The following is a 12944-nucleotide window of genomic DNA, read 5'->3' as shown; positions in this document are numbered from 1 at the left end:
TAGATCGCATGTGCGTGATGGTCCGATGCGGGTGAGATGTATGACGGTATTGACGATTGCGCCCATATGGCAAGGCCTGGAACGACGCCTCACGTTTTTGTTGGTTTGGCCGTTACCTAACAACTCGAACGGATTTTCCCCATCCGCTTGCGCAGTCGTCTTCCCATCACCAGGAAGAGAACGAGAGAGCTGATCGCCGTCACGGCCACGATCCCGCCATGGACCGACCACCGGTGCACCGCCAGCATGCCCTGGGCGACAAGGAGGTCGACGGCGATCGCTCCCGCGACGGACACCACCGTGCGGGCGAACGGATCCAGCCCGCGCAGCGCGGCCCCGATGGCGGCTCCTGGTGCGGCGAGCAGGAAGAAGAGCGTGAACGGGCCGCGCAGGGAAGAGTCCACGTCGGCGAGCGCGAGTACCGCGCCGACCCCCGCGACGGCCACCGCCATGCCCGCGAGCAGCGGGACCAGGTCCCTCCCCGGATCCTGTCCCGGCCGCTTGTCGCTGTCTGATGAAGGTGACTTGATGCCTATGGTCTGCATGGGCGACTTTGCCCCCTGAAGCGCCGGATGCCGGGCTTCAATGTCGCGCAGCGGGCTGGGGGCCGTCAAGATGCGGTAGGCGCTCATGGTGCCTTCTTGGGCGACTTCAAACATGCGGCGCGAGTGTTCACCACGTGTTCCCCGGAGGCGCCGGCCGCCTCCGGGGAACCGCGGTGTGGGGCGGGCGAGTTGAGGCGCCGCGGGGCGATCTCCGGCGCGACCGGTATCGGCGCACGGCTGCGGAGCGGCCATCCATGCGTGCGCTCAAGCGAGTTGACGGTCTGTCATCGCTATGCGGTGAGGCGCCGCGGGGTCCGAAAAGTCTTGGCATGGACACTTCCTGTCAACACGCGTAGCTGCTACGACAGTTGTGGCAGAGATCCTGCTAAAGGGAGGTTCCATGAGACGTTCCCGAATTACGGCATACGTGACCTCACTCCTCCTCGCCGTCGGCGTCGCCCTCACCGGGGCCGCGACGGCGCAGGCGTCCGGAACCGTCGCGGCCACCGGCTATGTGGCCCTCGGCGACTCCTACTCGTCCGGTGTCGGCGCGGGAAGCTACATCAGCTCCAGCGGCGACTGCTTGCGCAGCACGAAGGCGTACCCCTACCTCTGGGCCGCCGCCCATTCACCCTCGTCGTTCGACTTCACGGCCTGCTCGGGCGCACGTACGGGTGATGTCCTGGCGAACCAGCTGGGCCCGCTCGGCTCCTCGACGGGCCTCGTCTCCCTCAGCATCGGCGGCAACGACGCGGGCTTCGCGGACGTCATGACGACGTGTGTGCTCCAGTCCGACAGCGGCTGCCTGTCCCGCATCGCCACCGCCAAGGCCTACGTCGACTCCACGCTCCCCGGCCAACTCGACTCCGTCTACTCCGCGATCAGCTCGAAGGCGCCCGCCGCCCACGTGGTCGTCCTCGGCTACCCCAGGTTCTACAAACTGGGCGCGACCTGCCTCGGCCTCTCCGACACCAAGCGCGCCGCGATCAACGGCGCCGCCGACTACCTGGACAGCGCCATCGCCAAGCGCGCCGCCGACCACGGCTTCACCTTCGGCGACGTCAGGAGCACCTTCACCGGTCACGAGCTCTGCTCAGGCAGCGCCTGGCTGCACAGCCTGAACCTGCTCAACATCACCGAGTCCTACCACCCCACCGCGGCCGGCCACTCCGGCGGCTATCTGCCGGTCTTCACCTCGGCCGCCTGACCGCCCCTCACGGAGACGTGGAAGCGGAGGCCTCGTCCGACGGGGTCTCCGTCACACACGTCACCGAGAACGGCACCGAGTTGGACGTCGTCCGGACGGGACTGCGCACCTCCACACTGATCTCGTTCTGGAAGATCCCGCTCGCGTTGTACGTCGTCAAGAAGATCGACTTCTGTTTGGTCCTGCCACCGTCCGACGAGAACGACAGGGTCTTCCAGCCCGGGTCGGACACCTCGCCGGTCTTCAACACCCAGCGGTACTGGACGTCCACCGGTACACGGCCCACCGTGAAGGTCGCCGTGAAGGTCGGCGCCTGGGCCTGGGACGGCGGGCAGGAACCGGAATAGTCCGTGTGCGCACCCGCGACCGTCACCTGCACGGACTGGGCCGGCGGCGAGCTCGCAGAAGCGCTGCTCGACGGACTGGCCGAGGCAGTGGAGCCGCCCGGTGCGGCCGTGTTGCCCCTGCTGCTGCTCGCGGACGGCGAACTCCCGCCGCTGGAACCGCTCTTGGTGCCGCTCCCGCTGCTGCTGTCGTTGCTGCTCCCGCCGCCGTTGTCACGGTTCATCAAGGCGTACGTCAGCCCGCCCAGCGCGAGCGCGAGCACGATCACGCCCGCGATCACGGCGGCGGCCGCGCGCCGGTTGCGTACGGGCTCCGTGGACGTGGGGGTGTCGGTGTACGGCGGATACGGCGTGTAACCCGGCTGCGGTCCCTGCGGAGAGGTCCGGGACGGCTGCGTGGGAGGTCCGAATCCCGGCGGCTGCTGCGCGGGCTGGGAGAACGAGGAGATCGTCGGCGACTGGGCCGTCGGCGACGGCGGTCCCGCGGCCGGGAAGCCGCCCGCGGCGACGAGCCGCAGATCGCTCTCCGCCTGCGCGGCGCTCAGCCGCTCGGCCGGGTCCTTCCTCAGCAGACCCTCGATCACGGGCGCGAGCGGCCCCGCGCGGCGCGGCGGGGGCAGCGGCTCGTCGACGATGGCCCGCAGAGTGCTCAGCGGGGTGTTGTGACGGAAGGGCGAGTTGCCCTCGACCGTCGCGTACAACAGGACGCCGAGCGACCACAGGTCGGACTCGGGCCCGGGCGTACGACCGAGCGCCCGCTCGGGGGCGAGGAACTCGGGCGAACCGATGACCTCGCCCGTCATCGTCAGCGCCGAACTGCCCTCGACCGTGGCGATACCGAAGTCCGTGAGGACGACCCGGCCCTCGTTCGACAGCAGCACGTTGGCCGGCTTCACATCGCGGTGCAGCACCCCGGCCTCGTGCGCGGCCCGCAGGGCGGAGAGCACCTCGGCGCCGATGTCGGCGGCGCGCTGCGGCGACTGCGGGCCCTCGGAGTCCAGCAGGTCGGACAGGGCGATGCCACGGACGAGTTCCATGACGATCCAGGGGCGGCCGTCCTGCGTCGCCACGTCGTACACCGTCACCACATTGCGGTTCGCGACCCGGGCCGCGGCCCACGCCTCGCGCTCCAGCCGGGCGTACATCCGCTCCACGTCGTGCGCCGGGATCCCGGCGGGCGCACGGACCTCCTTGACGGCGACCTCGCGGTGCAGCACCTCGTCACGGGCGCGCCACACGGTCCCCATACCGCCCTCACCCAAGGGGGAGAGGAGACGATAGCGGCCCGCGATCACACGTTCACTGCCCGGCTCTTCGGACACGGGTGTCCCCCATTCGTATCCGCTGTGCATCCGCGTGATGTCTCTTCACGATGTCTCTTCGCGCGATTTCTCCCCAAAAGTAGCTCAGCCGAGTGCGGATGCCGCCCCCTTGAACACCAATCCAGCCCCAAGAGCGACGACGATCAACGCCGAGCCCAGGGGGGCGGTCCTGCGGACCAGGGCCGCGGTCGCTCCACCGGCCCACCGGGGACGCTTGGCCAGAGCACGGTTCATCCCGTCGCCCAGCTTGACGACGGCGAACCCGGCCGCCGTGAGCGTCAGGGCGAGACCGACGCCGTACGCCAGGACGAGAAGTAGGCCGAACCACGCCTGTCCCAGCGCCGCCGCGCCCACCAGGACGACCACGGCGGAGGGGCTGGGCACGAGTCCGCCGGCGAATCCGAGCAGGATCGTCCCGCGGAGGGTGGGGGCCACCTCATGGGTGTGGGTGAAGCCGCCGTGAGTGTGTTCGAGGGTGGGGGAGACGGCGGGGTCGTGCGAGTGGGGGTGAGGGTGGGGGTGCGCGTGGTCGTGGGGGTGGGGGTGCGCGTGGTCGTGGTGGTGGTCATGGTCGTGGGGATGTCCCCGCTCGTGCCCGTGTGCGTGCGGCTTGCTGTCCGCCGCTGCCGCCGCTGCCGTGGCGGCGGAAGCGTGGGCGTGGGCGAGGACCAGGGGGCGTTCGCGCTCTTCCGCGTGCTCGTGGCCACGCTCGTGCTCGTGCTCGTCGGCGTGGCCGTGCGCGTGGTGGTCATGGGCGTGGTCGTGCGCATGTCCGTGGGAGTGGTCGTGGGCGTGCTCAAGTCCGGGTCGCCGCGGCCGGTTGCGCCAGGCCCGGCGTACGAGCGTGGCACCCGCGAAGGTCACCAGGACGCCGCTGGCGATGCCGAGCCACGCGATCACGGAGGGCGCCGCGGCCGAACCGGCCGTCACCAGGAGGCCGAGGGCGACCACGCCCAGGGTGTGGGTGACCGTGACGGAGGCGGCCAGCGGCATGACGTCCCGCAGCCCCGCCTTGCCGCCGCGCGCCGCGGCCGTCGCGGCCATCAGGGTCTTGCCGTGACCGGGCGCGAGCGCGTGCATCGCGCCCAGGAACACGGAGATGAGCAGGGCCAGCGCGGCGAAGCCGACGGTGAGGTGATGGCGGGCCACCAGGTTGTTCAGCGCCTCGGTCCAGCGGTCGGCGCCCCGGGGCAGTACGGAGGCGCCGGGGGCCTGCGACCGCTCCTCGACGAGCGCCGGGCCGCCGGGGCGAATCCGCAGGGACGCGGTCGCGGTGTCGGCGGGGGAGGAGAGCAGTGCCTTGGGGTAACCGGTCAGTTCGTGCGACACCGACTTGGTCGGTACGTCCGAGGCGGTGAGCGTCATCCGGTCGCCGCGCGCGGTGATCTCGCGCCAGCCGGGTCCCCGGTCGGCACCGGCGCTGTGGAAGCCGAGTGAGACCGTGTCCTGCTTGGGCAGCGCCGCCGTCAACCGGCACTCCACACGCAGGGTGTTGAGCCCGGCCTGTCCGGGGCGCAGCTTCGCCCGGCTCGTGGCGACGGAGAGCGCGGCGGGATGTCCGTCGACGGTGACCTTGCTGCCTTTCGCGGCCGTCTCGCAGCGCTGCCGCGCCCAGTCCGTCATACCGAGCTTCTCGAGGTCGGGCTTGGCCTGGGTGGCCGGGATCTCGGCGAGGTCCTCGACGTGGTCGACGCGCAGCTGCCCGGGGGCGGCGACGAGTCCGTCGTACCGGTTGACGGTGAAGTTGCCCAGCGGATGCGCACTCGCGGCCCCGGTGGGGACGAGGACGAGGGCGCAGGCGGCGGTGAGGACGGCCGCGCAGGAGGCGAACAGCCGACGCGACCTCCCCCGCGGGGACTTCGCCCGCAGGCCGCGCGTTCGAGGGGGCCTCACTTGCCCTCCCCCAGAGCCTTGCGAGCCGCTCGGGCACCCAGGGGTGAGAAGCCCGCGTTCAGGTCGAGGGCCGACTTCAGCGAGGCGCGGGCCTCCTTCTCGTGACCGGTGGCGCGCTCGATCATGCCGCGGTGGTAGAGGAAGGACGCGTTGCGGTAGCCGGTGGCCGTGGCCTGGCGGGCGTACGGCAGAGCCTCCTTGTCGCGGCCGTTGACGTGCAGCGCCCAGGCGAGCGCGTCCGCCGTGTGCACGGTGTGGCGGCGGGCCCACTCGGCGCGGGCCGCCTTGAGCGCGTCCCCCCGGTTGCCGTGGTCGGCGGCGGCGAGGGCGGTGTCCAGGTCGGCGTTGACACCGTAGGAGTGGGCCAGCGAGACCCAGGCGGTCACCAGGGCGTACTGGTCGCGGGCCTTCTGCGCGTCGCCGGCCCGGTCCCGCGCCTCGTACAACTCACCCAGTTCGACAAGCGGTTGGGGGAGCGGATAGCGCTCCACGACCTGTTCCATGCCCTTGATCGCCGCCGCCTGGTCGCCCTTCGCGGCCTGGGTGCGGGCGCGGCCCTCGAGGGCGGGGAGGTAACTGTCGTCGGCGGCCAGGGCTCGGGCGTAGTACTTCAGCGCGGCGTCGTAGTCGCCCTGGTTCCAGGCGAGTTGGCCGAGCGCCGCCGCCACGTAGGAGACGTCGCCCCGGCTCGTCGCCGTGTCGAGCGCCTGCTGAAGGACGCGGCGGGCGGTCTTCACATCGCCGCGCAGCTCGTGGACGTAGGCGTACCGGGTGAAGACGGGGACGCCCGGTCGGCGCGAGTCGGCCAGGTCGGCGGCCTTCGAGGCGTCGGCGTAGCGGCCGAGTTCGACGAGCGCGTCGATACGGGAGGAGAGGGCGCGCTCGCTGTACGGGTTCTCCTTCAGCACCTTGTCCGCGTAGGTCAGGGCGCCGGTGAAGTCGTGCCGCGCCGCGGCGAGGGCGGCGCTGCCGGCGAGGGCCGACTCGTTGTCGGGACGCAGCTTCAGGGAGCGGTCCAGTGCCTGCTGCGCCTGGGGGTAGCGGGAGGGGTCGCCCTTGGTGCGGGCCTGTTCGACGTACGCGAGTCCGAGGGTGGCCCAGCTGTCGAAGTCCTTGGGCTGGGTGCGGAGATGGGCCTGCAGCGAGGTGATGCTGGCGTCGAGGTCCCCGCCGGCCAGCAACTCGGGTGACACGGCGCCGGTGGTGGCGGCGACCGCGGTGCCCGAGCCGTCCCGCAGGGCCCCGACGATCACGGCCCCGGCGGTGAGCGCGAGGGCCAACGAGGCGGCGCAGAGTCCGAGTTGGGCCGCCCGCCAGCGACGTGTCGAGGCGGACACCCGCCGGACGGCGGCGACGCGTTCGTCGGCCACGGGCGGCTGTTCCCCCACCGCGGGCACGTGGTCTTCGAGCACGAGCGGCTCGGCTTCGGGTTCGGCTTCGGGCAAGTGATCCTCGGCCACCGGCAGCTCGGCTTCGGGCTCGGGCTCGGGCTCGGAAGCGTCGTGCGGAGGCTGTGGGCCGGCCGTCGTCACCTCGTCGGGCTCGCCCTCCGGCGCGCTCTCGTTCGTACGCGGGGACATGCCCTCTCCTCAAAGTCCTTGGGGTGAACGGTCGTCGTGGGGGTGGGGCGGCGCGGCCCGCGGTGTGGGGGGTGGTGGGGTGCGGGCCGCGCCAGTCGGTGGACCGGGCCCGGTCAACGGGCCCGGTCGGGTCGCCAGGGCCGGTCAGTAGGCCCGGTTGTACATGCGGCGGCGCCACCACATGACGCCGGCGCCGATCAGCAGGACCCCGGCCACGCCCGCCGCCGCGGAGCCCGCGATCAGCATGATGTTCGTGCTGCCGGAGCCCGTCTGCAGGGCGTCACCCAGCTGGTTCTTGACGTTGCTTCCGGTGCCCTTCGCCAGCGGTCCGCGCGAACCCGAGGTGGGCTCGGCCACGTAGGGGAACGACTTCTCGAAGCCCTTGTCGTTCTTGTCGACCGAGTCCGACAGACCGGTCTTCTGGCCGAGCAGTTCACCCTCGACGACCCGCAGCGAGGCATCGATCACGTCGTCGGCGAGCCGACGCCCGTTCGGGAAGCCCGCGTTGTCGCCGTCGAGCACACCGAGCCGCTTGGGGTGCATGCTGGGCTTGATCGAGGTGTTGAGCCGAAGCTCCTCCGCCGGACGCACGTTCGGCGGCTGGTTGAGGCCCTTCACGCCCTTCAGGAACACGTCGACCAGGTCGTTGCGCGGCTCGGCGGGCGCCTTGATCTTGTAGATCGCCTCGATGAGCTTGGGCAGCTCCGGGTTGGTCACGTTCTTCAGGAACTGCGCGTCGTCCCAGGGCGAGGACGCGTTGAACTTGTCCTTGTCCTTCTGCGGGTTGACGACCTCGTTGACCAGCGGGCTGCCCAGGCGCGAGACCTGCGTGTAGTAGCCGCGGGCGTCCTTGCGCTGGACGGTGGACCAGATGCCGACGATCGGCTGCTTCGACGACTCCTGGATCATGTAGTTGGGCACCTGCAGGGCCAGCGTGTTGACGTTGTAGCCCTTGAGCGTGTCCCGCCCGACCTCGGACAGGTTGCCGCCGTACAGCAGGTCGAAGACCCGCAGATCGGCGACGAAGGGGTCGTCCGCCTGGCCGGCGAAGGTCGTCGAGTCGCCCGCGAGCTTGTACACGGCCTGGTTGCGGAGCTTCGTGTAGTCGGGCATCGACGCCTTGCCGACGTTCGACGGCGCGACCGGGATGTCGTCCGCGACCTTCGTCTTGGAGACCAGCTTCTGGTTGTGCAGCCGCAGCAGGTCGATGTCGTAGGTCTGCGTGATGTTCAGGTTCGGGTCGTCGAGGCTTTTGACCGGGCCCGTGTTGTAGAGGAACGTGTCGCCGTTCTTGCGGTGCGTCTTGAAGGTGTACCGGTACACCAGCTCGCTCTGCGCGTCACCGTTGTTGTCGATGTGGATGTCGTACTGGGCGTCGTCGGCGAACGTGTAGAAGTTCGGCCCGCCGGCCGGCTCCTCGAAGGGTATGAAGTTCGCGATGACCGTCGTCGTGTCCGGCTTGTCCGGGCTGACGAAGGCGTACAGGTCGGTGTTGTCGTACTGGGGAGTGCCCGAGATGAGCGGGGCCTCCCGGTGACTGGAGGCGGAGGCCGCCCCGGGGTCCAGCGCGGCTACGCCGGCGGCTACGAGCCCCCCGGCAGCCAGCGCACCGCAGACGAGGGTCGCGAGACTCCTGCGTCCCAAGCCACTCCTGGAGATAGGTGTCATGCCGTCCGTCCTCAGATCCCAATTGCCTGACGCACGCCATTCGGAGCGGTCGCCGGGGTGGATTGGTCGAATCCCAAACGTTCTTACGGCGGGTTTCGCGGCTCGTTTCATCGACGGGCCGGTTTCTTTCACGGCGCTCTCAGACACCCCTCATCACTCTTTGGCAACCGACCCGCGTTTTGACCGCCGTGATCCGTAACCCATCCGGAGGCGCTCGCGCTGCGAACATGTAGGTGCAGGGACAGGCCGCGCGCGGCCGGAGAGGGGGGAACGAGTGGAGGCGGACGAACTCCTGGTGCTCGTGGCCGGAGGCGACCAGAAGGCATTCGAGGAGCTGTACGGACAGGTGTCCGGGCCCGTGTTCGGGCTCGTACGCCGTGTGGTGCGGGACGTGGCGCAGTCGGAGGAGGTGGCTCAGGAGGTGTTGCTCGAACTCTGGCGTTCCGCCGCGCGGTTCGACCCCGGCCGGGGCAGCGCCCTGTCCTGGATCCTCACCCTCGCGCACCGCCGGGCCGTCGACCGGGTCCGCAGCGCCCGCGCGGCCACCGAACGCGAGCAGCGCGAGGGGCAGCGCGCCCATCATCCCGCCTTCGACCAGGTCGCCGAGGAGGTGGAGGCCGGGCTCGAACGCGAGTGGGTGCGCCGCTGCCTGGAGCGGCTGACCACTCTGCAACGGCAGTCCGTCACCCTCGCCTACTACGACGGCTACACCTATCGCGAAGTCGCCGAACGCCTCTCCCTGCCACTCGGCACGGTCAAGACACGTATGCGCGACGGACTGACACGGTTGCGCCACTGCCTGGGAGGTGCGGCATGAGCGCGCGTCGGACACCGCGCCACGGGGTCGGCGTGCCGGTCCGTCAACCTGCCTTGCGGGATCAAGAGTTCGTCCGTCAACCTGGGGTGCCGGATCAAGAGTTCGTCCGTCAACCTGCCGTGCCGGATCAAGAGTTCGCCCATCAGTCCGCCGCGCCCGATCAAGAGTTCGCCCGTCAGTCCGCCGTGCCCGATCAAGAGTTCATCTGCCAGCCTGCCGCGCCGGACCCCGAGTTCGCCCGCCAGGGCCGTGCTCCACACCCGCGGCGCCTTCCCCCGGGCTCCCGACACCCCCGTATCCGCGCCCTGGAACTGCCCAGCCGCGCCCCGCACCCCCAGGGAGGCGTCGTATGAGCGTCCTCGACCGTCTGCTGCGCCGCGATCTGCACTCGCTCGCCGCCCCCTACGCCCTCGACGCGCTGGAACCCGACGAACGCCACCGCTTCGAGCGTCATCTGCAGGGCTGCCCCCGGTGCGCGGCCGAGGTGCGGGAGCTGGGCGAGGACGCGGTGCGGCTCGCCTGGTCCACCGCGGCACCCGCACCGGCCGCCCTGCGCGAACGGGTCCTGACCGCCGTACGGACGATTCCTCAAGAGGCGCCGGACCCGTCGCATCCCGCCCACCCGTCGCAGGCGTTGCCGAGCGGCGTGCCCCGTGGGCGCGCGGCGCACGGGCCCGCGCGCGACCGGACCCCGCGCTTCAGGTCCTTGTTCGCCCCGCTCTCCACCGCCACCGCCGCCGCGGCGCTCGTCGTGGCGTCCCTCTTCGCCGTGCAGGCGACACAGACTCAGGACAAGCTGGACCAGGAGCGGGCCCAGGCACGTGAGATCGCCCACGTTCTGGCGGCCCCCGACGCCCGGGCGACGAGTGACCGGGATGCACAGGGCCGTGGAATCGGAGTGGTCGCCTCCGCATCGGAGCGGCGCGCCGTCGTGACCTTGAGCGGACTTGCCACTCCGTCAGGGGGGCGCGTGCACCAGTTGTGGCTCATGCGCCCCAACGTGCAACCGCGCTCCCTCGGGCTCTTCGAGGGCGACACGCCCTTGATTGCCGACGGACTGAATACCAACGCCACGTCACTGGCTGTCACCGTCGAGCCGCAGGGGGGCTCGATACAGCCCACCACCAGGCCTGTTGCGCAACTCGCCCTGAAATCGGTCGGATTCGGAGAGTAACCGTCAACACCCTTACGAGGAAGGTGAATCCTGCCACCGCGATACACGAGTGCCACGAGGGAGCGATAGGGTTAGCCTGCCCGGGCCGGGTGGACTCGTACGGGTGGGGAGAGACATGGAACAGATAACAGTGCGCAGCAGGGCACGTGTCCCTGCGATCACCTGCGGGAGCAGCGCGACCAGTTCGCGCCTCGACCGCCATCTGGCGGTGCTGGGCGGCCCTGCCGTCCCGCAGCGCGAGACGGCCGAGGCGACCTCGCTGATGCGTGAGCTCACCGCGCGTGACACCGCGCACGACAGCAGTGGGAGGGGCGCGCGCGTACGGCGGGTCTCGCTCTTCGCCCCTCTGAAGCGGCTGCGTCGTTCGCTGTTCGGCGGCCACTAGTACGGTCGCGCGGTACTCGAACCCGCGCTCGGGCGACCACACCGCCCCGGCGTAAGCGCTGCGTTCTCGCCGCCCGTCGTCCCCACGGCACGCAGCGCCGCCCCGGTGTGTTCCCGGAGCGCGGGTGGACCCCCGTTCGTCTTTTTGTGCGCCTCCTTCCCACCCGGCGGCGCGCGACGGTCTCCGTCTCCCCTCCTCCCGGCCCTGGGCCGTGGTCAACCGCAGGTGTCCGAGACCCCGTTGGGTCTCACCGCTCGCCGGTCGCGTACCGGCGCACGGCGAGCGGCACGAACACCGCGAGAATGACGGCGCACCAGGTCAGCGCCCCGGCCACCGGATGCGTCACCGGCCAGGCCCCCTCGTCCGGCACCGGTGCGTTCCCGAAGAGGTCCCGCAGTGCCGTCGTCACCGCGCTGATCGGATTCCACTCGGCCACCGTGCGCAGCCAGCCGGGCAGGTTGTCGGTGGGAATGTACGCGTTCGACAGCAGCGGCAGGATGAACGTCGCGCCGCCCAGTTGACCGGCCGCCTCCTCGCTCTGTGAGGCGAGCCCCAGCACGATGCCGATCCATGTCGTCGCGAACCGGAAGAGCAGCAGGAGTCCGACGCCGGCCACCGCCCGGAGCGCCGACCCCTCGATCCGCCAGCCCACGGCCAGCCCGACCAGCATCAGCGGCACCGTGCCCACGGCGGTGACCACGAGGTCCGCGAGCGCCTGTCCGAGCGGCACGGCGGCCCGGCTCATCGGCAGGGTGCGGAAGCGGTCCATCACGCCCCGGTGCGAGTCCTGGGCGGCCTGGAACATGCCGGTCATGATCCCATTGGCGGCGGTCGCCACCAGCAGTCCCGGCAGCAGGAAGGCGCGGTACTCCTGTCCGGGTGTCGCGAGGGCACTGCCGAAGACGTAGCCGAAGAACAGCAGCATCGTGATCGGCATCGACTGGGTGAGGATCAGCAGGCCGGGATTGTGCCGGATCCGCCGCAGGTGCCGCCCCAGCATCGCGGTCCCGTCGTACGCCAACGTGCTCATGTCACAAGCTCCTTGCGGTCGGTGCGGCCTCCGGTGAGGCGCAGGAAGACGTCGTCGAGCGTCGGCGGGCGCAGGCTCGCGTCGAGCAGTGGCACCCCCGCGGCGTCGAGTTCACGGACGAGCCGGGGCAGGGTCAGGGTCGGATCGGTGGTCACCGCCCCGACCGCGTGCCGCTCCGGGGCGAACGCCGGTTCGGAGCCGGTGAGCCGGTCGAGGACGGCCGCCGCGCCGGGCATCGCGTCGGCGTGGGCGACGACGACCTCCGCGTACGAGCCGATGAGCGCCTTGAGTTCGGCGGGCGATCCGGTGTGCGCGACCCGGCCGTGGTCCACGAGCGCGATGTCGTCGGCGAGCCGGTCGGCCTCCTCCAGGTACTGCGTGGTCAGCAGCACGGTCGTGCCCTCGCCCCGCAGGGCGCGCACGGCCTCCCAGATCTGGTTGCGGCTGGCCGGGTCGAGCCCGGTGGTGGGTTCGTCGAGGAAGAGCACCTCGGGGCGGCGGATCAGGCTCGCCGCGAGGTCGAGGCGGCGCCGCATACCGCCCGAGTAGGTGGACGCGGGCCGGTCGGCGGCCTCGGCGAGCCCGAAGCGTTCGAGGAGTTCACCGGCGCGTGTGGCGGCGTCCCGCGTCCGGTGCAGCCGCGCGAACAGTCGCAGGTTCTCCCGGCCGGTGAGGTCGCCGTCGACGGAGGCGTACTGCCCGGTGACCCCGATGGCGCCGCGCACCGCGGCCGCCTCCCGTACGAGGTCGTGCCCGGCGACCCGCGCGGACCCCGCGTCGGGCCGCAGCAGCGTGGTGAGCAGGCGCACCGCCGTGGTCTTGCCCGCGCCGTTCGGTCCGAGCACCCCGCAGACGGTGCCCTCGGCCACCGCGAGATCAAGCCCGCGCACCGCGTGGACGACCTCCCCCTTGGTCCTGAAGCGCTTCTCCAGACCTTCACTAAGTACGGCGTACGTAGTTGTCATGAGGTGACCATAGC

General features: G+C 70.9%; 11 protein-coding genes. 4 read left to right on the top strand and 7 right to left on the bottom strand.

Annotation, left to right across the window (positions count from 1 at the left end):
* Positions 1–116: 116 nt before the first annotated feature.
* On the bottom strand, positions 117–632 hold the full coding sequence (locus tag FNV62_RS14025; RefSeq protein ID WP_413083841.1) for a hypothetical protein: 516 nt from the start codon (positions 630–632) through the stop codon (positions 117–119).
* Positions 633–945: 313 nt separating this feature from the next.
* On the opposite strand from FNV62_RS14025, the gene FNV62_RS14020 reads away from it, so the two are divergent.
* A complete protein-coding gene (locus FNV62_RS14020) occupies positions 946–1752 on the top strand; it encodes an SGNH/GDSL hydrolase family protein (RefSeq protein ID WP_143612927.1) in 807 nt (268 codons plus the stop codon).
* A gap of 7 nt (positions 1753–1759) precedes the next feature.
* Here FNV62_RS14020 and FNV62_RS14015 read toward each other — a convergent pair whose 3' ends face one another.
* The 4 genes from FNV62_RS14015 to FNV62_RS14000 all read right to left on the bottom strand — a co-directional run bounded on the left by FNV62_RS14015 (position 1760) and on the right by FNV62_RS14000 (position 8559).
* Entirely contained in the window at positions 1760–3418 is a 1659-nt protein-coding gene (locus tag FNV62_RS14015; RefSeq protein ID WP_097288864.1) for a serine/threonine-protein kinase, read from the bottom strand.
* Between the two features lie 84 nt (positions 3419–3502).
* Complete coding sequence (locus tag FNV62_RS14010) at positions 3503–5311, bottom strand: sulfite exporter TauE/SafE family protein (RefSeq protein ID WP_225900256.1); 1809 nt, start codon at positions 5309–5311, stop codon at positions 3503–3505.
* Positions 5308–6891, bottom strand: a complete 1584-nt coding sequence (locus FNV62_RS14005; RefSeq protein ID WP_143612926.1) for a tetratricopeptide repeat protein — start codon at positions 6889–6891, stop codon at positions 5308–5310. The genes FNV62_RS14010 and FNV62_RS14005 overlap by 4 nt, the downstream gene beginning before the upstream one ends.
* A gap of 144 nt (positions 6892–7035) precedes the next feature.
* Positions 7036–8559 carry a DUF4331 domain-containing protein gene (locus FNV62_RS14000; RefSeq protein ID WP_144315253.1) on the bottom strand — a complete coding sequence of 508 codons (1524 nt, stop codon included), beginning with the start codon at positions 8557–8559 and terminating at the stop codon, positions 7036–7038.
* A 274-nt stretch (positions 8560–8833) separates the two neighbouring features.
* Here FNV62_RS14000 and FNV62_RS13995 point away from each other — a divergent pair, with 274 nt between their 5' ends.
* From FNV62_RS13995 to FNV62_RS13985, 3 genes are all read left to right on the top strand, one after another.
* A complete protein-coding gene (locus FNV62_RS13995; protein ID WP_054231075.1) occupies positions 8834–9376 on the top strand; it encodes a sigma-70 family RNA polymerase sigma factor in 543 nt (180 codons plus the stop codon).
* Positions 9377–9725: 349 nt separating this feature from the next.
* Entirely contained in the window at positions 9726–10550 is an 825-nt protein-coding gene (locus FNV62_RS13990) for an anti-sigma factor domain-containing protein (RefSeq protein WP_144315252.1), read from the top strand.
* A gap of 115 nt (positions 10551–10665) precedes the next feature.
* Positions 10666–10935, top strand: coding sequence for a hypothetical protein (locus tag FNV62_RS13985; protein ID WP_054231078.1), 270 nt, complete (start codon positions 10666–10668; stop codon positions 10933–10935).
* A 247-nt stretch (positions 10936–11182) separates the two neighbouring features.
* On the opposite strand, the gene FNV62_RS13980 is transcribed toward FNV62_RS13985, so the two are convergent.
* Both FNV62_RS13980 and FNV62_RS13975 read right to left on the bottom strand, forming a co-directional pair.
* Positions 11183–11965 carry an ABC transporter permease gene (locus FNV62_RS13980; protein ID WP_143654773.1) on the bottom strand — a complete coding sequence of 261 codons (783 nt, stop codon included), beginning with the start codon at positions 11963–11965 and terminating at the stop codon, positions 11183–11185.
* On the bottom strand, positions 11962–12930 hold the full coding sequence (locus FNV62_RS13975) for an ATP-binding cassette domain-containing protein (protein ID WP_144315251.1): 969 nt from the start codon (positions 12928–12930) through the stop codon (positions 11962–11964). Before FNV62_RS13975 ends, FNV62_RS13980 begins: the two co-directional genes overlap by 4 nt.
* Positions 12931–12944: the final 14 nt, after the last annotated feature.

It is taken from the genome of Streptomyces sp. RLB3-17 (assembly GCF_007113425.2).
In the GTDB taxonomy this organism is placed as follows: domain Bacteria; phylum Actinomycetota; class Actinomycetes; order Streptomycetales; family Streptomycetaceae; genus Streptomyces; species Streptomyces mirabilis_D.
The sequence above is the reverse complement of the archived record's forward strand: the minus strand, read 5'-3'. Positions and strand labels throughout refer to the sequence as shown.